Annotated in this window: 19 protein-coding genes and 2 pseudogenes; 9 read left to right on the top strand and 12 right to left on the bottom strand. The window is 40.4% G+C overall.

What is annotated here, in order from left to right; all coding sequences use genetic code 11:
- Positions 1–6: 6 nt before the first annotated feature.
- The 9 genes from atpH to mnmG all read right to left on the bottom strand — a co-directional run bounded on the left by atpH (position 7) and on the right by mnmG (position 7,739).
- Positions 7–540, bottom strand: coding sequence for a F0F1 ATP synthase subunit delta (gene atpH / locus ACYVIL_RS16285; RefSeq protein ID WP_303477628.1), 534 nt, complete (start codon positions 538–540; stop codon positions 7–9).
- Positions 541–554: 14 nt separating this feature from the next.
- Complete coding sequence (gene atpF / locus ACYVIL_RS16280; protein ID WP_460313486.1) at positions 555–1,025, bottom strand: F0F1 ATP synthase subunit B; 471 nt, start codon at positions 1,023–1,025, stop codon at positions 555–557.
- A 39-nt stretch (positions 1,026–1,064) separates the two neighbouring features.
- Entirely contained in the window at positions 1,065–1,313 is a 249-nt protein-coding gene (gene atpE, locus ACYVIL_RS16275) for a F0F1 ATP synthase subunit C (protein ID WP_008842484.1), read from the bottom strand.
- 56 nt (positions 1,314–1,369) lie between these two features.
- The gene (atpB, locus tag ACYVIL_RS16270; protein WP_303477620.1) at positions 1,370–2,182 is read right to left on the bottom strand and encodes a F0F1 ATP synthase subunit A; all 813 of its coding nucleotides are present in this window, start codon (positions 2,180–2,182) and stop codon (positions 1,370–1,372) included.
- Positions 2,183–2,239: 57 nt separating this feature from the next.
- Entirely contained in the window at positions 2,240–2,635 is a 396-nt protein-coding gene (locus ACYVIL_RS16265) for an ATP synthase subunit I (protein ID WP_303477617.1), read from the bottom strand.
- Positions 2,636–3,466: 831 nt separating this feature from the next.
- Positions 3,467–4,330: a ParB/RepB/Spo0J family partition protein gene (locus ACYVIL_RS16260; protein WP_303477616.1), complete on the bottom strand. Its 864-nt coding sequence runs from the start codon at positions 4,328–4,330 to the stop codon at positions 3,467–3,469.
- 20 nt (positions 4,331–4,350) lie between these two features.
- Complete coding sequence (locus ACYVIL_RS16255) at positions 4,351–5,136, bottom strand: ParA family protein (RefSeq protein ID WP_303477613.1); 786 nt, start codon at positions 5,134–5,136, stop codon at positions 4,351–4,353.
- Between the two features lie 51 nt (positions 5,137–5,187).
- Complete coding sequence (rsmG, locus tag ACYVIL_RS16250; protein WP_460313483.1) at positions 5,188–5,829, bottom strand: 16S rRNA (guanine(527)-N(7))-methyltransferase RsmG; 642 nt, start codon at positions 5,827–5,829, stop codon at positions 5,188–5,190.
- Entirely contained in the window at positions 5,829–7,739 is a 1,911-nt protein-coding gene (gene mnmG / locus ACYVIL_RS16245; RefSeq protein WP_460313481.1) for a tRNA uridine-5-carboxymethylaminomethyl(34) synthesis enzyme MnmG, read from the bottom strand. The genes rsmG and mnmG overlap by 1 nt, the downstream gene beginning before the upstream one ends.
- Before the next feature lie 730 nt (positions 7,740–8,469).
- Between mnmG and ACYVIL_RS16240 the strand changes: the two genes are divergently transcribed.
- From ACYVIL_RS16240 to ACYVIL_RS16200, 9 genes and pseudogenes are all read left to right on the top strand, one after another.
- Positions 8,470–9,255 (top strand): DUF4097 family beta strand repeat-containing protein, encoded by a 786-nt coding sequence (locus tag ACYVIL_RS16240; protein WP_460313479.1) that lies wholly within the window; start codon positions 8,470–8,472, stop codon positions 9,253–9,255.
- Positions 9,256–9,889: 634 nt separating this feature from the next.
- Positions 9,890–11,197, top strand: a pseudogene (locus tag ACYVIL_RS16235) (hypothetical protein).
- Positions 11,198–11,295: 98 nt separating this feature from the next.
- Positions 11,296–12,603 (top strand): annotated as a pseudogene (locus ACYVIL_RS16230) (ABC transporter substrate-binding protein).
- A gap of 68 nt (positions 12,604–12,671) precedes the next feature.
- Positions 12,672–13,544: a carbohydrate ABC transporter permease gene (locus ACYVIL_RS16225; RefSeq protein ID WP_303477164.1), complete on the top strand. Its 873-nt coding sequence runs from the start codon at positions 12,672–12,674 to the stop codon at positions 13,542–13,544.
- Positions 13,545–13,547: 3 nt separating this feature from the next.
- Positions 13,548–14,378 (top strand): carbohydrate ABC transporter permease, encoded by an 831-nt coding sequence (locus ACYVIL_RS16220; RefSeq protein WP_303477161.1) that lies wholly within the window; start codon positions 13,548–13,550, stop codon positions 14,376–14,378.
- Positions 14,379–14,389: 11 nt separating this feature from the next.
- A complete protein-coding gene (locus ACYVIL_RS16215; RefSeq protein WP_303477157.1) occupies positions 14,390–15,427 on the top strand; it encodes an ABC transporter ATP-binding protein in 1,038 nt (345 codons plus the stop codon).
- Positions 15,428–15,489: 62 nt separating this feature from the next.
- Positions 15,490–16,956: a mannitol dehydrogenase family protein gene (locus ACYVIL_RS16210; RefSeq protein ID WP_460313476.1), complete on the top strand. Its 1,467-nt coding sequence runs from the start codon at positions 15,490–15,492 to the stop codon at positions 16,954–16,956.
- A gap of 23 nt (positions 16,957–16,979) precedes the next feature.
- Entirely contained in the window at positions 16,980–17,693 is a 714-nt protein-coding gene (locus ACYVIL_RS16205) for an HAD family hydrolase (protein WP_460313474.1), read from the top strand.
- Positions 17,694–17,704: 11 nt separating this feature from the next.
- Positions 17,705–18,658 (top strand): sugar-binding transcriptional regulator, encoded by a 954-nt coding sequence (locus tag ACYVIL_RS16200; RefSeq protein WP_303477151.1) that lies wholly within the window; start codon positions 17,705–17,707, stop codon positions 18,656–18,658.
- Between the two features lie 123 nt (positions 18,659–18,781).
- Here the strand turns inward: ACYVIL_RS16200 and ACYVIL_RS16195 are convergent, their stop codons facing one another.
- From ACYVIL_RS16195 to mioC, 3 genes are read right to left on the bottom strand one after another with little or no spacing between them, the layout of a single operon-like run.
- Entirely contained in the window at positions 18,782–19,600 is an 819-nt protein-coding gene (locus ACYVIL_RS16195) for an ATP-binding protein (RefSeq protein WP_303477150.1), read from the bottom strand.
- A gap of 33 nt (positions 19,601–19,633) precedes the next feature.
- On the bottom strand, positions 19,634–20,275 hold the full coding sequence (locus ACYVIL_RS16190; RefSeq protein ID WP_303477146.1) for a DnaT-like ssDNA-binding domain-containing protein: 642 nt from the start codon (positions 20,273–20,275) through the stop codon (positions 19,634–19,636).
- A 10-nt stretch (positions 20,276–20,285) separates the two neighbouring features.
- Positions 20,286–20,720, bottom strand: a complete 435-nt coding sequence (gene mioC / locus ACYVIL_RS16185) for an FMN-binding protein MioC (protein ID WP_460313471.1) — start codon at positions 20,718–20,720, stop codon at positions 20,286–20,288.

Raw genomic sequence — 20,720 nt, 5'->3', positions numbered from 1 at the left:
TCCCCGCTATGATTGTAAAACGTCTGATAGACGGTGTAGTTTTGATCTAACCGAACCATCAATTACTGTGTCACCGGCTTTAATAATGACTCCGGCTACGATTTCAGCATCGACGTTACAATTCAGCTTAACTTTTCGTGCAAGACGTGTCTCAAGAGACGCGCTGATTTCAGACAGTTGTTTGTCACTTAATTCAACAGCAGAGGTAACCTCTACATCAATTTCTTTGTCGAATTCAGCTTTGTATTGATTAAACAACAATGCAATATCAGGTAGCGCTTTTAAGCGTCCATTCTCAGCCAAAACACCAATTAGGTTCTGACCCGCTTCGTTGAGTTGTTCACCGCACACGCTGCTAAACAATTCAGCTAGTTTTTCGGCAGCCATAGCGCTCGATAAGATGTCAGTCATCTGCTCGTTTTGTGCTACTTCACCTGCAAACTCCAGCATTTCTTGCCAGTGTGGTACAGCTTGCTTCTCAACCGCATAGTCGAAAGCTGCTTTAGCATAAGGGCGAGCAACAGTTGTCAATTCAGACATAGCTCATGTGCCCCTTATAGCTCAGCGACAAGTTTTTCAACTATGTCACTTTGTGCAGCGGCGTCGATTTCTCTCGCCAAGATTTTCTCAGCGCCAGCAACAGCTAATACTGCTACTTGCTTGCGAAGATCTTCTTTTACACGGTTGCGCTCTGCTTCAATTTCGGTTTGACCTTGCGCGATAATTTTTTCACGCTCGGAATGGCCTTTTTGCGTTTCTTCATCAACTATCTGATTTGCGCGCTTTTTGGCTTGTTCGATAATTTCAGCTGCTTGTGCTTTCGCTTCTTTTAATTGCTCACTCGCTTTTTGTTGCGCCAGCTCAAGGTCTTTTTCACCTCGTTCTGAAGCAGCTAAGCCATCAGCAATTTTTTGTTGGCGGTCTTCAATAGCGCCCATAATAGGGGGCCATACATACTTCATGCAGAACCACACGAAGAATATAAAAGCTATTAATTCGCCAATTAGAGTGAAATTGATATTCAAGTCCGCTCCTCCTAAGTTCGTTGATTACAATTGTTGTGCTTAAACAGCAAACTTCGCGCTTTCAACAAACAATAAGAATAGTGCGATAGCCACACCAATCATCGCGATAGCATCGATAAGACCCGCTACGATGAACATTTTTACTTGAAGAGTAGGCGCTAGTTCTGGTTGACGAGCAGCAGACTCTAGAAATTTACCACCCAAGATACCAAAGCCAATAGCAGGCCCTAGTGCGCATAGACCAATCAAAATACCAACAGCGATATATAGATTACCCAAGATTTCCATAGATTTTCACCTTTGTGTTTTAAGTTAAAGTTTAAAAAAAATTATAATGATAGAAATTAGTGTTCTTCACTTGCCAGACTCAAATACACGATGGTTAACATCATGAATATGAACGCTTGCAACGGAATGACCAACAAGTGGAATGCAGCCCAAATGAAGTGTAATGGCAACTGCCAAAGCCCCATGGTTCCTGCAATCAGAATAAATATCAGCTCACCTGCGTAGAGGTTACCGAACAAACGCAATGATAAAGACAAGGGTTTGGCCAATAACGAGACTAATTCAAGTATGAAGTTGAACCAGTACAACCACGGCGTGTTAAACGGATGAGCATACAGCTCCTTCATAAAGCCGCCGAATCCTTTGATTTTGATGGAATAAAATATCATCAAAACAAACACACCAATCGACAATGCGAAAGTCATGTTTACATCAGTGGTAGGCACCACTTTCATATAGGTATGTGATTGGCCCGCGGCGATAACGTCCATAGACTCGCCAGCAATTAGAGCTGCCAATGTAGGTAAGAAGTCTACCGGGATTAAATCCATTAGGTTCATTAGCAATACCCACACAAAAATAGTGAGTGCTAATGGCGCTATTAAAGGACTTTTGCCGTGATAGGTACTTTTGACTGTATTAGCAACAAATTCAACAATAATCTCGACCAATGCCTGCCACTTGCCAGGAACACCCACCGTTGCTTTTTTTGCTGCTGCACGAAAACTTAAAATAAACACCAACCCAAGAACCACAGACCATGCGAGCGTGTCGACATGAAGAGTCATAAACCCTTCTCCGACAGTTGCATTGGTCAAATGGTGCTGAATATAACCGCTAATGGTTAGTTCGCCACCCGATCCTGCCATTTTTCCATCCAAATTGTAAAAGTTAAAGATACTGGTATTTCATCTCGTCAGTGACCTTTAAGAAGGACGCTTAACGCGATGTAAAAAACTGATTATTGGCCACTGGGCCATCATCGTTATCAGATAAGTGACTAATAACGGCAAAAATTCTACTTCTGACCATTTGAATGCTAAAGAGAATAAAATAATGGTCAAAAAGAATTTAATTTTACTGCCTTTGTTAAAACTCCGTACTACCATCTTATTTTGCGTGGCACCGGCATATCGAAACGCATAGAAAGCAAAAACACAAGCTGGAATTAGACAGGTAATACCACCGTATAAAGCTGAAATTCCGCTGTTTTGGCCTTTAAAAATCACAAAAAAAATGGTACATAAAATGGCGATAATACTTTGATAAACCAGTACTTTTCTAGCCAACTGTCGACCTTCGGTAGTTAAGCTAGTAGCCAATTTAGTCCTCTGTGCGTTCAAACCTCAACAAAAAGCGCCAAAATTATACTGTTTTATCGCAAATATTCAACCATTAAGCGTGTTTTGTTGTGTTATTTGTATTAATTCATAGTTAGCTACAAAATTAACCACTAATCTGGGGATATTACTCGGCTTTTTTATCTTTAAAATAGCACTTTGGTAGGAAAATTAAGGGACTTTATGTAGTTTTAAAGATGAACGGTCGTTTTATCACCCAACCCTGTAGCATTGACTTTAGTCCATGAAAAACCAACATTAGAAACCATCGGGGCTAAAGCCCCAACCTACAACTAGGCTATTCAAATCCCGTAGCATGGACTTTAGTCCATAATAAACCAACATTAGAACTTATCGGGGCTGAAGCCCCAACCTACAACTTGTTTATTCAAATCCTGTAGCATGGACTTTAGTCCATAATAAACCAACATCAGAACTCATCGGGGCTGAAGCCCCAACCTACAACTAGGCTATTCAAATCCTGTAGCATGGACTTTAGTCCATAATAAACCAACGTTAGAAACCATCGGGGCTGAAGCCCCAACCTACAGCTGGTTTATTCAAATCCTGTAGCATGGACTTTAGTCCATGAAAAACCAAGATTAGAAACCATCGGGGCTGAAGCCCCAACCTACAGCTAGTCTATTCAAATCCCGTAGCATGGACTTTAGTCCATAATAAACCAACATTAGAAATCATCGGGGCTGAAGCCCCAACCTACAGCTAGTCTATTCAACCTTGTAGCATGGACTTTAGTCCATGAAAAACCAACATTAGAAATCATCGGGGCTGAAGCCCCAACCTACAGCTAGGTTATTTGATATGACTTAAAATCCCATCCAATTCGTCTAAACTTGAAAAATTAATGGTGACCTTGCCTTTACCTTTGGCATTGTGGGCAATACTAACGGGCGCACCTAAATTTTCTGATAGCTTACTTTCCAAACGCTGAACATCGGGATCAACCTTTTGCTCAACTTTTTCTTTAGGTGGCTCTAAGAATTTACGCACTAAACTTTCGGTATCGCGAACGGTTAACCCTTTGCCCGAAACCGTTTGCGCTGCTTCGGTCTGCATATCACCTTGCAAAGCAAGCAAGGCACGAGCGTGACCCATTTCAATATCACCGTGTTCTAATAATAACTTAACGTCTTCATTTAAATTGTTCAGGCGTAACAAGTTGGTTACTGTGGTTCTGGATTTCCCCACTGCTTCGGCCACTTCTTGGTGGGTCAATTCAAATTCGGTCATAAGCCGATCAAGTGCTTGCGCTTCTTCCATCGCATTTAAGTCTTCACGCTGAATATTTTCTATCAACGCGATAGCAACAGCCGCTTCATCGGGCACATTTTTGATAATACAGGGAACCACATCAAGCTTAGCTAATTGAGATGCGCGCCAACGACGTTCACCGGCGATAATTTCGTATTTGTCTTCACTAATTTTGCGAACAACAATAGGTTGAATAATACCTTGGGAATGAATTGACGATGCCAAATCATCTAATGCTTCAGGAGACATATCTTTACGAGGTTGGTATTTTCCAGCTTGCAAAAACTCAATGGGCAGTTTTTGCAATTCACTGCTGCGTTCCGAAACTTCCGTTTCTTGTTTAGCACTGCTCGTAGCCAACAGCGCATCCAATCCTCTGCCTAATCCTCTTTTTTTCGTCGACATGTCAACTATTAACCTTTTTCTTAACTAGCTTCTTTTAAGATCTTATTACGACGGCGCAATATTTCACCGGCCAAAGCCAAGTAGGCTTTCGCTCCCGTAGAAGATTTATCGTAGTACATGGCTGGCGCGCCAAAACTGGGCGCTTCTGCCAATCTCACATTGCGGGGAATAACCGTGCGGTAAACTTGTTCGCCAAAATGTCGTTTAAGTTGTTCAGAAACATCATTGGCTAAGCGATTACGAGGATCATACATAGTTCGAAGCACGCCCTCAATTTTTAAATCGGGATTTACCACTGATGCTAACTTCTTAATTGTGTCCATTAACGCAGTTAAGCCTTCCAATGCATAATATTCACATTGCATAGGTACCAGCACAGAGTCGGCTGCTGCCATGGCATTTACGGTTAATTGACTTAACGAGGGAGGGCAATCAATAAAAATATAGTCATAATAATCACGCACTGGCGCTAATGCATTGCGCAAGCGGAGTTCTCTGGCAAACACTTCCATCAATTTGATTTCTGCTGCAGTTACATCACTATTTCCGGCAATTAAATCGTATTTACCAGATGTTTCTTTGATGATGACTTCTGTTGCAGGTTTATCTTCGATGAGAAGTTCATAACAAGTGGAATCAACTTCATATTTGTCGATGCCACTTCCCATTGTTGCATTACCTTGCGGATCTAAGTCGATCAATAGCACTTTTCGTTTAGTAGCCGCCATTGACGCTGCAACATTAACTGCTGTAGTCGTTTTCCCAACGCCGCCTTTTTGATTTGCTATCGCAATGACCTTAGCCAACTTTCCCGTCCGTTTTTCTGTAAATTTAGGTATTGATTAAAGTAGTAGGCACTAACTAACTTTTCTGATTTTTATCAGATGACGTTCGCCTTCAAGTACTGGAATATCTAACTTAATAGATTCTAACACTTCAAATCCCTCAGGTAGAAGCGCTATTTCTTGTTCTGGATATTGACCTTTCAACGCAAGAAACTCACCTTGTGAATCTACCAGATGTTGACACCAGTGCAACATATCTTTTATCGACGCAAATGCTCGACTCAATACCCCATCAAGTGGAGTATCACTGGAATACTGCTCTACACGGGATTGAACGGGTTCTATATTTTTTAAATCTAATTCAAATGCCGCTTGTTTCATAAAGCGAACACGTTTACCTAAACTATCCAATAACACAAAATGTTTATCAGGATGCATAATTGACAATGGGATTCCAGGCAAGCCAGGCCCTGTACCCACATCAATATAGTGACTTCGGTCAAGATGGGGGGCTACCACAATAGAATCGATAATGTGTTTGATTAACATCTGCTGTGGTTCCCGCACAGAGGTTAAATTATAGGCTTTATTCCACTTGTTCATCAGTAGCACAAAATCGACTAAGCTTGCCCGTTGCTGCTCACTCACTTCTATAGGCAAAGCCTGAACTGCACGGTCAAACGCTAACAATAAACTGCTTTTAAGTTCGTTCATTAGGCACTTTGTAAGTTGCTGTTATTATCTTTACGCAACAAACCCTGTTTTTTCAGATGGACTAATAACAGTGAAATTGCCGCTGGAGTAATACCCGATATACGCGTAGCTTTACCAATAGTTTCCGGTCGAGTCTCGGTTAACTTAGCTACCACTTCGTTGGATAAACCAGAAATAGTACTGTAATCGAAATCCATTGGTAACAAGGTGTTTTCATGACGCAAACTCTTTGCGATTTCATCTTTTTGACGTTCAATGTAACCGGCATACTTAATTTGTATCTCAACCTGTTCAGCAGCTTGTGGATTTTCCAAAGCCGGACCTAATCCTTCAATTTTCATTAATTTTTGATAAATCATTTCAGGACGACGGATCAGATCTTCTAAGGAATGCTCACGGCTCACTGGATTTTTCAACAATGGATTTAACGTGTCTACAGCTGGGTGATTTGGATGGATCCAGGTACTTTTAAGACGTTGTTTTTCTTGTTCTATGGCTTCCATTTTTTGATTAAATGCCGCCCAACGAACATCATCAACCAATCCTACTTCACGACCTTTAGCGGTTAAGCGAACGTCGGCATTATCTTCTCTTAACAATAATCGATATTCGGCACGACTAGTGAACATTCTGTAGGGTTCTTTGGTTCCCATAGTCGCAAGATCGTCAATTAGCACACCTGCATAGGCTTCATCTCGGCGCAAAATAAGTGAGTCTTTTTCTTGTACTTGCAGTGCTGCATTAGCTCCAGCGAGTAATCCTTGTGCACCGGCTTCTTCATAGCCAGTTGTACCGTTTATTTGGCCGGCGAAAAACAAACCTTGGATAAATTTCGTTTCTAAGGATTGTTTTAAATCTCGGGGATCAAAAAAGTCGTACTCAATGGCATAACCTGGTCGGATAATATGCGCGTTTTCAAATCCTTTAATTGATCGCACCAGATCAAATTGCACATCAAATGGCAAGCTGGTGGAGATCCCATTGGGATAGATCTCAATGCTGTTTAAACCTTCTGGTTCAACAAAAATTTGGTGGGAATTTTTATCTGCAAAGCGATTAATTTTATCTTCAATTGATGGACAATATCTTGGTCCAATTCCTTCGATCACCCCGGTATACATGGGAGATCTGTCTAAGCCACCACGAATAATATCGTGGGTTTTTTCATTTGTATGGGTGATATAACAAGAAATTTGGCGTGGATGATCTTCCACTTTTCCCATAAAAGAAACCACGGGAAGAGGTGTATCCCCTGGCTGTTCTTGCATTGCATCATAGTTCAATGTACGAGAGTCTAAACGGGCTGGAGTGCCGGTTTTAAGGCGATCGACCCTAAATGGTAACGCCCTTAGTCGATCAGCCAAAGCGATCGAAGGGGGATCACCAGCTCGTCCACCCTTATAATTTTCCATGCCAATATGGATGGTTCCACCTAAAAATGTACCTACCGTTAGGACAACTGTTTTGGCTTTAAATTTTAACCCCATTTGCGTGATCACACCGCTAACACGATCATTTTCAACGATCAGATCATCACAAGATTGTTGGAAAATAGTCAGGTTTTCTTGGTGTTCTAGGGTGGCTCTAATGGCTAATCGATATAGGGATCGATCTGCTTGAGCACGGGTCGCTCTCACCGCTGGCCCTTTGCTAGAGTTCAATGTACGAAATTGAATACCGGCTTTGTCAGTTGCTAAAGCCATTGCACCACCAAGTGCATCGATCTCTTTTACCAAATGTCCTTTGCCGATCCCGCCTATGGCTGGGTTACATGACATTTGGCCAAGTGTTTCAATATTGTGAGTAAGCAATAAGGTTCTCACTCCCATACGCGCAGCAGCAAGGGCAGCTTCAGTACCAGCGTGGCCTCCACCGACTACAATCACATCAAATTCTTGTTGATAAAACATAAATGCCTCGAATTTCGCTTACTCGCGTATGAACTTTAAACACCGAAGATCATAAGATCGATCGTCGTTTAAAAAAGGGCGCGTATTTTATACTTATTTAAAGCTAATTGAAATGCCTAAAATTCATGCAGAGTTAGAAATATTAAGGTTTGTGTATTAAATAATTTGTTAGATCTCGAGGGATCTCTTCGTCACTAATCTTTATGATCTATTTATCTATTTAGATTACTTTTATTATTATTAAGCAAGCAATGATCTGTTAGTAAGGCGTTTTTTAGTAATTAAATCAGTTGGTTATTGGCGATCGCAAGCTGTGATCAAGAGTTGATCAATTGCGTATAATATGTGGATAAATAGCGATCTTATCCACAAGGGCGATCTTCTATTTTTCTGTCCAGTTGATAACCTCAGGATATACAGGGTTTATACATAAAGTTATACACAGCCTAAATTGGCCTATTTACCCCTAAAAAAGATCGGTTTTTATTTTAGATCAGATCGATTTATTGGAAATTTAGGAGGTTCGATCGCATTTTTTTGCTGTTGATCAGATTTAAAACTATCAATCACCGGGGTTAAAACCCCAACCTACAGATATATTCTAAATTTGTAGCATGGACTTTAGTCCATGGACCTCCCTAAAACTTAATCAAATTAAATTATTCTTGGTTTAAACCTTTTGCTTGGAGATTGCGACTCACTATTTAACGAAAACAACCAAGAGAAAGCCATGTTAACCAATAATTCTAAATTACTGACCCTGTTATCAGTGTTATTTTTACTGCTGAGCTTTAATCTATCCGCAAGAAACATTAATGAAAGCATTGATGTGGAAAATGGTGGCAAACTATTTCTTCGTACCGATGTGGGTCGTTTAATTGTCGACACCCATAATAGAGACACAGTGCTGTTGGAGGTGGACATTAAAGGTGATGATGCCGATGAACTCGAAGTTACCCATGATGTAAACGGTAAGAGTGTTCATATAATCGGTAAAATGAACAATCTTAAAAAGTGGGGTTGGAATAGGGATGTACGGGCTGAATTTAGAATAACCCTTCCTAAAAACTTTGATTTGGAGCTAGATACGTCGGGCGGCGCTATTGATATAGATGATCTAATTGGGGATATAGAGGCCCATACTTCAGGTGGCCATATTAATGTTGGCAACATTACTGGTGATGTAGTTTTAAATACTTCAGGTGGATCAATTAAAACCAAAGAAATTAACGGTGAAATAGAAGCTCACACCTCCGGGGGGAGTATTCGTGTCACCATGACTAAGCAACCGAATAAAGATGCAGAGCTATCAACTTCTGGTGGATCTATTACTGCATATTTACTTGATACATTGGCTATTGATATCGACGCTTCAACGAGTGGGGGCAGAGTGCGTTCCGAGTTTGATGTGGACGGTAGAGTTAAAAAACAATCTATCCGCGGCGAAATAAATGGTGGCGGCCCCACCTTAGAGTTGCATACCAGCGGGGGCAGTGTTTCCATTAAAAAGTTGTAATATAAGCTTTAATCTATCAATCATTGGGGTTAAAGCCCCAACCTACAGATGGATCTTCATCTAGGTATTCCCAATATTAAACCCCACCAAACTTTATTGGTTAAATTATTAACCTTTATAGCTAAATGGTCTAATCAAAATTATAAAAAATCATCCTACTTTTTACTTTTTTACCTAAACTCTTTTAACAAATATTAAATTAACATCGTGATAACGATATTTATAATATTTACTTTAAAAACAATAATTTAATTTGGTTTCTTGTTGGTTTTAATCGCCATATTAATTAACTAATGAAAATTAATTGTTAATTAAAGGTTGACTAAATTACTCTTATTTAAGAATATGCTCAAACAGTGAGCATATAACCAAGAGTATTCATTGGCTCATTTGTTATTTTTAATGCCCATATATTTTGGCGAAAAACGAATGTGATTTGGAAACAAAAACATTCAAAAATTTTAATAATTAAAAACCAATCTGTAACTAAATTAGAGAGTTCACAATGTTTAAAAAAATTCATAAAACACCAGTTTTGTTAGCCAACACGAAGGAATCTAATTCGACCAATTCGAATATCAATGGAACTGAGCGCTTTTTCGAATCTAAATCACGAACTTTAACATTTGGCAAAATGAGCCTGCTCACTGCAGCAATAATGACAGCCTCTATTCCTGCTCAGGTAAATGCCGCGGAATTTCTGGATGGTTTAGCGGAAGTAAATTTCTTAGCGATGTAAAACTATCAAGCTATTCAGGCAAAAGAAGGGGCTTTCCGACCCGTTGATGAAGAGCAATCTTCAGGATTTGGCCGTCTCAGAGTTAACTTGATGTTTAAATTTCACGTTAATGAATATATTGCTGCTGATGTAGATATTGCCGAAGAACCTAATGATTTTGGTAATAACGGCGACAGAGATTTTTCTTTCCACCAAGATTATGCGGGTATCGAATTTGAACTTCTCGGACTTTCCGGTATGGCAAGTGAAGATTCTAACCTAACCCTTCGTGTAGGTAATATTGGTGGTTCTCCGTTTCAATTCAAAGGTTTCCAAGACGGTGCTGATAACCAAGGAAATGCTTTAATTGGTAACGGAATAACTGATTACGCTACTGCAGAAAATGGCGCGCAATTGAGTTATAGCAAAACCTTAGATAGCGGCATGATCCGCGCGTACAACGTAACGGGTCACATAACCACGTCTAGTTTCGGTGAAGCTTTCCAAGAAGACAGAGGTTTTAACTATCGTCTGCAAGGTACCTTAGAGTTTGCTGGTGGCTTTAAAGCCGGTTTGAATTTTCTACAGGCTAATCAAGGAGACCAACTACGTTTTGAAAATGGTGTTGCTAGCCTGGATGGGTTAACTACAACTAACTATCGCTTCGGTGATGGTGAAAACTACAATTTCTCTGCTTCTCCATCTAGCGAACGCGACACCCATGTTGGTGTAATGCCGGGCCTTGATCAGTCAATAATGCAAATAAACTTGGCCTATCAGCCATCACCAGAAACCAGCGTAATTTTCATGCTCGGTAAAGCGAAAGATGACTATACATTTGCTGATTCTGCAGGTAACGCAGTGCCAGGCATTACCTACTTTGGTGTCGATGGTGTAGCAGATCCTTCTGGTACGACTTTTGATTCAGTTAGTGTAATTAAAGGTGAATCTTCGGTTAAGTACTACACTTTTGAAGCACAACACTATTTTATACCTTAAAAATTCTATGTCGCTGCTCGCTATGCAGAAGCTGAGAATACCTCAGATCTTATCGAGCAAACAGACAACACCGTTGAACGTTTACAAGTTGCAGCTGGTTATTGGTTCAACGATAGAACTTTGTTAAAAGTTGAATATGTAGACCAAGATGAAGGCGCAAATTCAGGTGGTCAAATTGGCACTGGCTTTGACGGTTTCACTTCTGAAATTTCAATTAAGTTCTAGGTCTTTAACCTAAGAAGAGTCATTAACGTAAAAATAGAAGGGCCTCGTTTAGTTAACTTAAATGGGGCAACAAGTATTCAAAATAAGGGGTATACCCGATGTTAAAAAAACTATCTATATTAGCTTCTGTCTGTATGACACTTAGCACAGTGGTAAGTGCTGAAACTATTACCATTGCTACTGTTAATAACGGCGACATGATCACTATGAAAGAATTAAGTAGTGATTTCGAAAGTAAAAATCCTGGTATCAACTTGAAGTGGGTCACACTGGAAGAAAATATTCTCCGCCAACGAGTGACCACAGACGTTGCCACAAGCGGTGGGCAATATGATGTGATGACCATAGGTACATATGAAGTACCCATTTGGGGAAAGCAGGGTTGGCTTAAAGAGTTAGATAACCTTGGTGAAGACTATGATGTTGAAGATCTGCTGCCTGCCATAAGAAGTGGTTTATCGGTAGACGATAAATTGTTCGCTGCGCCTTTTTATGGTGAAAGTTCAATGGTGATGTATCGAACTGATCTAATGGAAAAAGCCGGTCTTAGCATGCCTAAAAAGCCTACTTGGGAATTTATTCGCAAAGCAGCAAAAGCAATGACCGATAAACAAGGGGGCGTGTATGGGCTTTGTTTACGTGGTAAAGCTGGATGGGGAGAAAACATTGCACTCATCACTGCTATGTCTAACTCATTTGGCGCTCGCTGGTTTGATGAAAACTGGAAACCTCAATTTAATACCAAAGCCTGGCACGATACCCTGCAATACTATGTCGATGTGATGCAAGAGTTTGGTCCTCCGGGATCGTCTGCTAACGGGTTCAATGAAAATTTAGCATTATTTCAAACAGGTAAATGTGGAATTTGGATAGATGCCACTGTAGCCGGTGCATTTGTCACAAATGAAACTGATTCAGAAGTTGCTGATAAGGTCGGTTTTGCTCTTGCGCCTGATATGGGCCTAGGTAAACGCGGCAATTGGTTATGGGCTTGGACATTAGCTATACCCTCAAGCAGTAAAAAATCTGACGCGGCTATGAAGTTTATCAGTTGGGCCACATCCAAAGACTACTCAGCTTTGGTGGCTGACAAAAAAGGATGAGCGAAAGTACCTCCAGGCACACGCGCCTCTTTATACAACAATCCTCAGTATATGAGTGAAGCGCCTTTTGCTCAAATTACCTTGGATTCAATACAGTCTGCTGATCCGAAAAATCCGACAGTAGATCCTGTTCCTTATGTTGGTGTGCAGTTTGTTGCTATTCCTGAATTTCAAGGAATAGGTACGGCAGTAGGTCAACAGTTTACGGCAGCGCTTACTGGTCAAATGACCGTAAAACAAGCTTTAGCAAGTGCACAACGCTTAGTTGAGCGTGCTATGCGCAAAGCGCGTTATCCAAAGTAAGTTTATTTAGTTACGCGGGTAAGTGTGAATCGCTTACCCATATTTTTTGCTTGTAAGAGGTCTAGGTTATGGCAACAACACAATCTCGTACTTTGGCTAGAATAATGCTATTTCCATCAGTCATTTTGTTGTTGGCGTGGATGATAGTGCCCCTGTGCATGACGTTATATTTCTCTTTTTTGGATTACAATCTTCTCATTCCCGGAAATAATGATTTCGTTGGTTTTCTCAACTACGAATTTTTCCTTACTGATCCCGCATTTATCGAGTCTTTTTTTAATACCCTTTGGTTAGTTGGTGGTGTGTTATTAATTACCATCTGTGGCGGAATAGGTTTAGCCATATTACTAGACCAAGCTATTTGGGGTCGCAACTATGTACGCATAATGGTTTTGGCACCGTTTTTTGTTATGCCTACGGTTTCCGCTTTGGTGTGGAAAAATATGTTTATGAATCCGGTCAACGGATTGTTTGCACACTTTGCAAATTGGTTAGGCTTTGCGCCGGTTGACTTCTTTGCACAAATTCCATTGTTATCAATCATTATTATTGTTTCATGGCAATGGTTACCCTTCGCTGCATTAATTTTGCTAACAGCAATTCAGTCTTTAGATCGTGAGCAATTAGAAGCCGCTGATCTTGATGGTGCAGGGCCCTTTAGTAAATTTTATTATATTGTTTTACCCCATTTATCACGCGCAATCACCGCAGTTATATTAATCGAAACAATCTTTTTATTATCAATATTTGCGGAAATACTGGTTACCACCAGCGGTGGTCCAGGGTATGCGTCAACCAATATTACCTATTTGATTTATACCCAATCATTACTTCAATTTGATGTTGGAGGAGGCTCTGCGGGAGGTATTGTAGCGGTAATTATCGCCAATATAGTCGCTATCTTCCTTATGCGTCTAATCGGCAAGAACTTGGAGGATTAAGTGATGGCTAACAAAAACAGTAATAAATCAAAAATAATTTATACCCTTTTAGCGTGGACCATAAGTGGAATGATATTTTTCCCCATTTTGTGGACCTTAATTACGAGTTTTAAAACAGAAGCTGAAGCGATTTCCGCTAGTCCAAGTTTATTCATGTTTGATTGGACACTTGTGAATTATTCCGATGTTTTAAATCGTTCTCCGTACTTCGACCATTTCTGGAACTCAGTTGTTATCTCTGTTGGTTCTAGTTTGTTGGGACTGCTAATTGCAATTCCAGCCGCTTGGTCAATGGCCTTTGTACAAAATAAACGTACTAAAAATTTATTGATGTGGATGTTATCAACCAAAATGCTACCCCCGGTGGGAGTATTAATTCCAATTTATTTGTTGTTTCGGGACTTTTCCTTATTAGACACTAAGTTGGGTTTAGTGATTGTAATGACGTTGATTAATTTACCTATTATGGTGTGGATGCTTTATACCTACTTCAAAGAAATCCCCCATGAGATCCTCGAAGCTTCTCGTATGGATGGTGCCGGTATTGTAGAAGAGATATTCCATGTACTTTTGCCAATCGCCTTGCCTGGTATTGCATCAACATTATTACTCAACGTGATTTTAGCGTGGAATGAGGCCTTTTGGACGCTCATTTTAACTGCCGCCAATGCTGCACCTTTAACTGCTTTTATCGCAAGCTACTCTAGTCCAGAAGGATTATTTTACGCCAAGTTATCAGCTGCATCAGCGATGGCCATTGTCCCCATTCTTATTTTGGGATGGTTTAGTCAGAAACAATTAGTGCGCGGATTAAGTTTCGGCGCGGTTAAATAGGAGATTTAGAAATGGGCAGCATTACTTTAAAACAAGTGACGAAAAGCTTCGGCGACGTGAATGTAATTAAGCCGTTGGACTTAGAAATAAAAGACGGTGAATTTATCGTTTTTGTGGGTCCCTCTGGTTGTGGTAAATCCACATTACTGCGAATGATTGCGGGCTTAGAAGATACCAGTAGTGGCAACATTGAAATTGATGGAAATGATGCAACAAAAACGCCACCAGCGAAACGCGGTTTGGCAATGGTATTTCAATCTTATGCCTTGTATCCGCATATGTCGGTTCGCAACAATATAGCTTTCCCGTTGAAACGGGCTAAGGTTGCACCTGCTGAAATTGAAGCAAAAATTGCATCTGCAGCAAAGATTCTTAATCTGGGTGACTATTTAGATCGTAAACCTGGTCAACTCTCTGGGGGTCAGCGTCAACGGGTGGCAATTGGCCGCGCGATTGTTCGTCAACCCTCTGCGTTTTTATTTGATGAACCTCTATCAAATTTAGATGCGTCTTTAAGAGTCAACATGCGTCTTGAAATTTCTGAGTTACATAAAAGTTTAGCAACAACCATGATTTATGTGACCCATGATCAGGTTGAAGCCATGACCATGGCTGATCGTATAGCCGTATTCAACGGTGGTGTTATCGAACAAGTTGGTACTCCTATGGAGTTATATCGAAACCCAGTTAACCGTTTTGTCGCTGGGTTTATCGGCTCACCAAAAATGAATTTTATCGATGTTAAACCTGTTGATGGCGATCCCACTCGAAGTATAGGTGTGCGTCCAGAACATTTAAAAGTGACCCAAGAGCAGGGCTTATGGACAGGAAAAGTGGGGGTGATAGAACACCTTGGTTCTGAGACGTTTTTGCATGTTCACGTAGATGGTGTGGGTACTTTAACCATTAAAGATGATGGAGAGTGTCCATTACAATATGGCGATCAGGTCAATCTTACTGCGTCACAAAATAAAATTATGCATTTTGATAAAGAGGGTGTGACCTTAGCGTCATTATCGTGGGGCGACAATGCTGTAGTTGCTCAATAATAGTTGGCGAGTTTAGCGGCCATTATTGACTGCTAAACTCGCATTTTAACGGATAAATTCTTATGGCAATTCAACTGAGTTATCAAACACTTGCTGAACTACCAAAAAATATAGGTAAACCCAATTACTCTAGGGATTCCTTGTCAGCAGGGATTGTGCATATTGGTGTTGGCAACTTTCATCGCGCTCATCAAGCTATGTATTTACATCAGTTGTTCAACAAAGGTGAAGCACTAGATTGGGCAATTCGAGGAGCTGGAACTAAATCTTATGATGCAATTATGCGTGATAAACTCGAGCCGCAAGATTGGTTAACAACCGTTGTAGAATTAGATAGCGATGGGTTAACCGCACAAGTTTGTGGCTCGATGATTGATTTTATTGAAAATGATGAACAAAGTGTCATTCAAGCCTTATGTAGCAGTGAAATACGCATAGTGTCGTTAACCATTACTGAAGGCGGTTATTTCATGGATGACAAAACCGGTGGCTTCAATATTAGTCATCCGGAAATTCAACAAGACATCAACAATTTTAGTCATCCAAAAACAGTGTTTGGTATCATTATCAAAGCATTGCAGTATCGTCGAGACAATCATATACCACCGTTTACGGTTATGTCCTGCGACAATATTCCCCACAATGGTCTGGTGACCAAACGGGTTGTTTCCCAAATGGCCGATAAAATTGATCAACAATTGGCAGATTGGATTGAGAAAAATGTCTCTTTTCCTAATTCAATGGTAGATTGCATTACCCCTGCCACATCCAATCTGGAACGCGAAAAATTAACTAGTTTGTTTACTATTAATGACAATGCTCCGGTTTTTTGTGAACCTTTTCGTCAGTGGGTAATGGAAGATGACTTTGTTAATGGCCGACCACCGTTGGAAGAGGTTGGGGTAGAATTTGTTGACGATGTTGAGCCCTTTGAGTTAATGAAATTACGCATACTCAATGGGGGGCATGCGGCAATAGCGTACCCTGCAGCCTTGTTAAATATTACGTTTGTCCATGAAGTGATGGCAAACAAGTTGATCAGTAACTACCTTAAAAAATTAGTTATTGAAGAGATTATTCCAACTTTAAATGACGTACCTGGTGTGAATTTTAATCAGTATTTTTCGTTAATTGAATCGCGCTTTTCGAATCCAGAAGTACGAGATACAGTACCAAGATTATGCCAGGATGCCTCCAATCGTTTACCCAAATTTATTTTACCTATTATCCAGGCCAATTTAAGCCAAGGAAATGATTGCAAAGGTCTAGCCTTAGTGATTGCTCTGTGGTGTCGTTTATGCGCAAAGGCAGCTGATCCTCAAAGTTCTATCACACTTCAAGATCAACAAGCTAAAAGATTGATAAATCAGGCAATATTAGCGAAAGATAATCCATCTATATTTTTGCAAATGCATGATATATTTGGGACACTTGGTGATCAAGATGTCTTCGTTCAACATTTTTCTAATTGGTTGAACCTATTATGGGATGTCGGTACTTCTAGTACGCTAAAGCATTATTTGTCGTAATCTTCTTAAATGGTAATACTGTCATGTCTCAAATCAACACGTCGCTTTCACGCTCCTCAATAGAATTGGTTATTTTCGATTGCGATGGAGTATTGATCGATAGTGAAATTTTAAGTAAACGGGTGTTGCTTGAAATGCTTGACGATCTTGGTGTGAGTATTTCAGATAGTTACTTCGATTCTTATTTTTTGGGGCAAAGCTTTAAGTCTGTCACTGAAAGGGTGCTAATTGATTATTCTGTGCAGTTAACAGAGCAGTTTAGGGCTAATTATTTAGAGGCCTTGTTACAGGTGTTTGCTGAAGAGTTAGTTCCTACTGATGGCCTTAAAGAGATGTTATCCCAGTTGAATATTACCAATTGTGTAGCCACTAGTAGCAGCCCACAGCGGGTAAAATTTGCATTAAATACCATAGGCTTGACGGACTATTTTGCTGAAAGAGTAACGACGTCCTCGGAAGTGAAAAACGGTAAGCCTGCTCCCGATATATTCTTACATGCTGCATCCAAGTTTGCGGTTGAGCCAGAAAACTGTTTAGTGATTGAAGATTCCCAGGCGGGAATTCAAGGCGCGCTAGCGGCAAATATGCAGGTGCTAAAGTATGCCGGTGCTAGTCATCTGAAAGATAAAGGCTTACTCGATGTGGATGTGGAAAATAACGTAGCAACAATTTTTGATTGGCAGCAATTATTTGAATTGGTTCCTTCACTTAATTCAACCAAACCAATCGCGAGTTAGAAGAGGTAAAAGTGGTTAAGTTAACAAATGCTGAAATGCGTAAGCTAGATGAAGCAGCAAGAGCGGGTTGGTTGTATTATGTTGCTGGTAAAACCCAAGATGAAATAGCTAAAAAACTGAATGTTTCACGGCAGTCTGCCCAACGTATGGTGGCACTATCTGTAAGCAAAGGGTTAATTAAGGTGCGCTTAGATCATCCCATTGCTAAGTGCATGGACTTGGCGGTTAAACTCAAAGATCGCTTCGGATTAATTAGTTGTGAAGTGGTGCCTAGTGATGATTCGGATTCAACTTTAGGATTAGCCCAAGCGGGCGCTGATGAAATTGAAAAGTTCTTAAAATCCAGTCAACCTAAAGTTCTCGCCATGGGAACGGGGCGCGTATTACGGGCTTGTGTGGATGAACTGTCATCATTGGACTGCGAACAACACAAAATAGTCGCTTTATTGGGGAATATGGCGTTAGACGGTTCAGCGTCCCCCTACGATGTTGTGGTGCGCATGGCGGAGCATATCAAAGCGAAACATTATCCAATGCCATTACCAGTGTTACCTCGCAGCAAAGAAGAGAAAGAGCAATTACACTCCCAGCACAATATAGCCAGTAATTTAGCTTTGGCTGCTAGTGCTGATGTCACTTTTGTGGGGATTGGTAATCTTGGTATTAATTCGCCATTGATGTTAGACGGTTTTATAACTAAAGATGAACTCAAAGATTTACAGAAAAAAGGTGCGGTGGGGGAGATCATTAGTTGGGTGTTTGACCGAAATGGTAAGTTATTAGATTGTGCAGTGAATGATAGGGTCGCCAGTACACCGTTGGCTGTAAGCTCTGATAAACCGGTAATTGGTATTGCTGCCGGTCAAGATAAAGTTGATGCTATCTTGGGCGCCCTTAGATCAAAGATGATAAACGGGTTGATCACCAATGAATACACTGCAGAAAAAGTGCTGAGTCTCGACTAAACAAGAAGAACATGGAAGACCAACCCATATGACCACGGATGACCGACGGTTAGGTTAACGGCTCTTGTTGGTTGTCAGTGTTTTTTTCTAGCAAGATGAGCTGTTAAAGCCTATTACAGCGCGTTATTTCACCTGATTGGGTTGATATCCACTACTGACATTCATGGGTTCAGGTGCTTGCGGGATAATCTCTCTACGACGGCTAGGACCGGAAAATTTAACCTTGTAGGTATCGTATTCTTTGATGGATTCAAAACAATACTTGCCTAACGCATTTTCCAATTCGGCTAAATTGTGATTGGTGATCAATATACAATTTTTATGATTTACTAATCTTTGACGTAACAAATTCCCAAGCCAACTTTGAGTATTCTTTTTTAACATAGTTTCGTTAACACAGACTTCATCGAGAATTAATAAATCCACATCCAATAATTCTTTTTGAATTTCTCTAAACTGTTCAGCAACGTTATCTGTTGCGTTGTAATCATAAGAAAAGAAGCGCATTTCCAATAAGCTTGAAAGCTGTCTATACAGTACTGAAATTTCATATTGGTCAATGAGCTGGTGGGCGATTGCCCCTGCTATATGTGACTTTCCACGGCCATAATCCCCATAAAAAATCATCATGTGGGAGCCACTTGATCGCCAAATGGGATCATCATGGGCAGCAATAAATGACTGGGCAATACTGACTGCTTCAATGACATCATCACTGTCTTCTATAAGGGTTTGAAAGTTCCATTTGGGGTTGAGGTCGGAGCGTCCATGAATTTCTTGAATACGTCTTAGTTTGGCTTCTTGCTGCATTTTTTTGACGTCTTCGTTGGCTAAGCGTTCATATTGAGCTCGCACCTCTTTGTAGTCAGTATAGGTATCAGGAACATTGGTTTTACCCAAAGCTTTAGCTAATTGATCTAATTTTTGTTTGATACTGTCCACGTATTTTGCTCTTTTATGGTTGTTTTTACTGTGCTATTTCTTACTATACTTAGCAACCAGTTGTTTGGCGTTATCGTCAGCTTCAACACCTGCTTTAGGCGTGACCCATTGATTTCCTACTTTCTGCACATTCTTAACACCACTGGCAACTCGTCTTTGTTTAATCTGAAAAACAAATTTTTGAGTCCATTGATATTGACTAAATTGTAGTTCAGGTCGACCCATCCAGTAGGCAATAAATTCACCTAATTCGTGCTGGCTGTAGTCTTTATCTATAATCCCTATTAACGATGCTAAATCTTCAAATGCAGCTTGATGGGGTTTCCAATTTGCTGTCATTTTGCTCCATTGTAAATGAAGGCTAGGGTAGTCGTCTTGTTTAATATTTAGCAGGGGTAATCGCACTCGTTGTTGATTAAAACTTTTATCTAGTGAAGCTTCAGGCTCAATTTCAACCAGTTGATGTTTGACGAGCTCTTTTATCAGGCCATTAATCTGCCTTCCCAAGGTAAACTCTTTGCTTTTACCATTTAGAAGTGCAATTAACTGTTTGTAATTCAGGGGCCCAGTAAGACCTGTTTGTTCATCAGCAATAGGACGCAGTCCAAGCATATACAAAACTCTGGCGTCGTTGCTAAGCCCTTGGGTGAGTGCTGCCTGTTCCGATGAATTCATAATGTTTAAACTAAATCTGTTGCAAGTAAGAGGTTAACCATTCTACCGCTGGCTCTTCAGGGATAGGGTGGTTGAGTACGTCAATATGTATCGCCGGAGAGAGTAATTTTGCACCACTATTTTGCAGCAGTTGCTGCATTGTTTTAGCCCCGTAACAGTAGGTGTCATAACTACTATCGCCTAATCCAACCACTAAAAATGCCACATCATCTAATGCTTTATTTTCAATTTGTTTAGCAAATCCTTGGATATTATCGGGTAACTCACCGGCACCATGGGTGCTGGTACATATCAACCAATTTCCTGTACAGGGAATATCTTCGATATCTGGAGATAAATGAATGTTTGCACTGTGTCCGTTGGCTTGCAATGTCTCTAATAAGGCATCGGCAACATATTCACTCGCTCCCAACATTGTGCCAACAATAATTTCATAACTTGCCAT

The sequence above is a fragment of the Aliiglaciecola aliphaticivorans genome (assembly GCF_054782055.1).
This window is presented reverse-complemented; position numbering and strand designations above follow the sequence as displayed.

Bases quoted from the DNA above. Each gene is read 5' to 3' on its own strand.
- atpH (WP_303477628.1), bottom strand. From the start codon at position 540: ATGTCTGAATTGACAACTGTTGCTCGCCCTTATGCTAAAGCAGCTTTC.
- atpE (WP_008842484.1), bottom strand. From the start codon at position 1,313: ATGGAAATCTTGGGTAATCTATATATCGCTGTTGGTATTTTGATTGGT.
- atpB (WP_303477620.1), bottom strand. From the start codon at position 2,182: ATGGCAGGATCGGGTGGCGAACTAACCATTAGCGGTTATATTCAGCAC.
- ACYVIL_RS16260 (WP_303477616.1), bottom strand. From the start codon at position 4,330: ATGTCGACGAAAAAAAGAGGATTAGGCAGAGGATTGGATGCGCTGTTG.
- rsmG (WP_460313483.1), bottom strand. From the start codon at position 5,829: ATGAACGAACTTAAAAGCAGTTTATTGTTAGCGTTTGACCGTGCAGTT.
- mnmG (WP_460313481.1), bottom strand. From the start codon at position 7,739: ATGTTTTATCAACAAGAATTTGATGTGATTGTAGTCGGTGGAGGCCAC.
- ACYVIL_RS16240 (WP_460313479.1), top strand. From the start codon at position 8,470: ATGTTAACCAATAATTCTAAATTACTGACCCTGTTATCAGTGTTATTT.
- ACYVIL_RS16225 (WP_303477164.1), top strand. From the start codon at position 12,672: ATGGCAACAACACAATCTCGTACTTTGGCTAGAATAATGCTATTTCCA.
- ACYVIL_RS16220 (WP_303477161.1), top strand. From the start codon at position 13,548: ATGGCTAACAAAAACAGTAATAAATCAAAAATAATTTATACCCTTTTA.
- ACYVIL_RS16215 (WP_303477157.1), top strand. From the start codon at position 14,390: ATGGGCAGCATTACTTTAAAACAAGTGACGAAAAGCTTCGGCGACGTG.
- ACYVIL_RS16210 (WP_460313476.1), top strand. From the start codon at position 15,490: ATGGCAATTCAACTGAGTTATCAAACACTTGCTGAACTACCAAAAAAT.
- ACYVIL_RS16205 (WP_460313474.1), top strand. From the start codon at position 16,980: ATGTCTCAAATCAACACGTCGCTTTCACGCTCCTCAATAGAATTGGTT.
- ACYVIL_RS16190 (WP_303477146.1), bottom strand. From the start codon at position 20,275: ATGAATTCATCGGAACAGGCAGCACTCACCCAAGGGCTTAGCAACGAC.
- mioC (WP_460313471.1), bottom strand. From the start codon at position 20,720: ATGGCAAGTTATGAAATTATTGTTGGCACAATGTTGGGAGCGAGTGAA.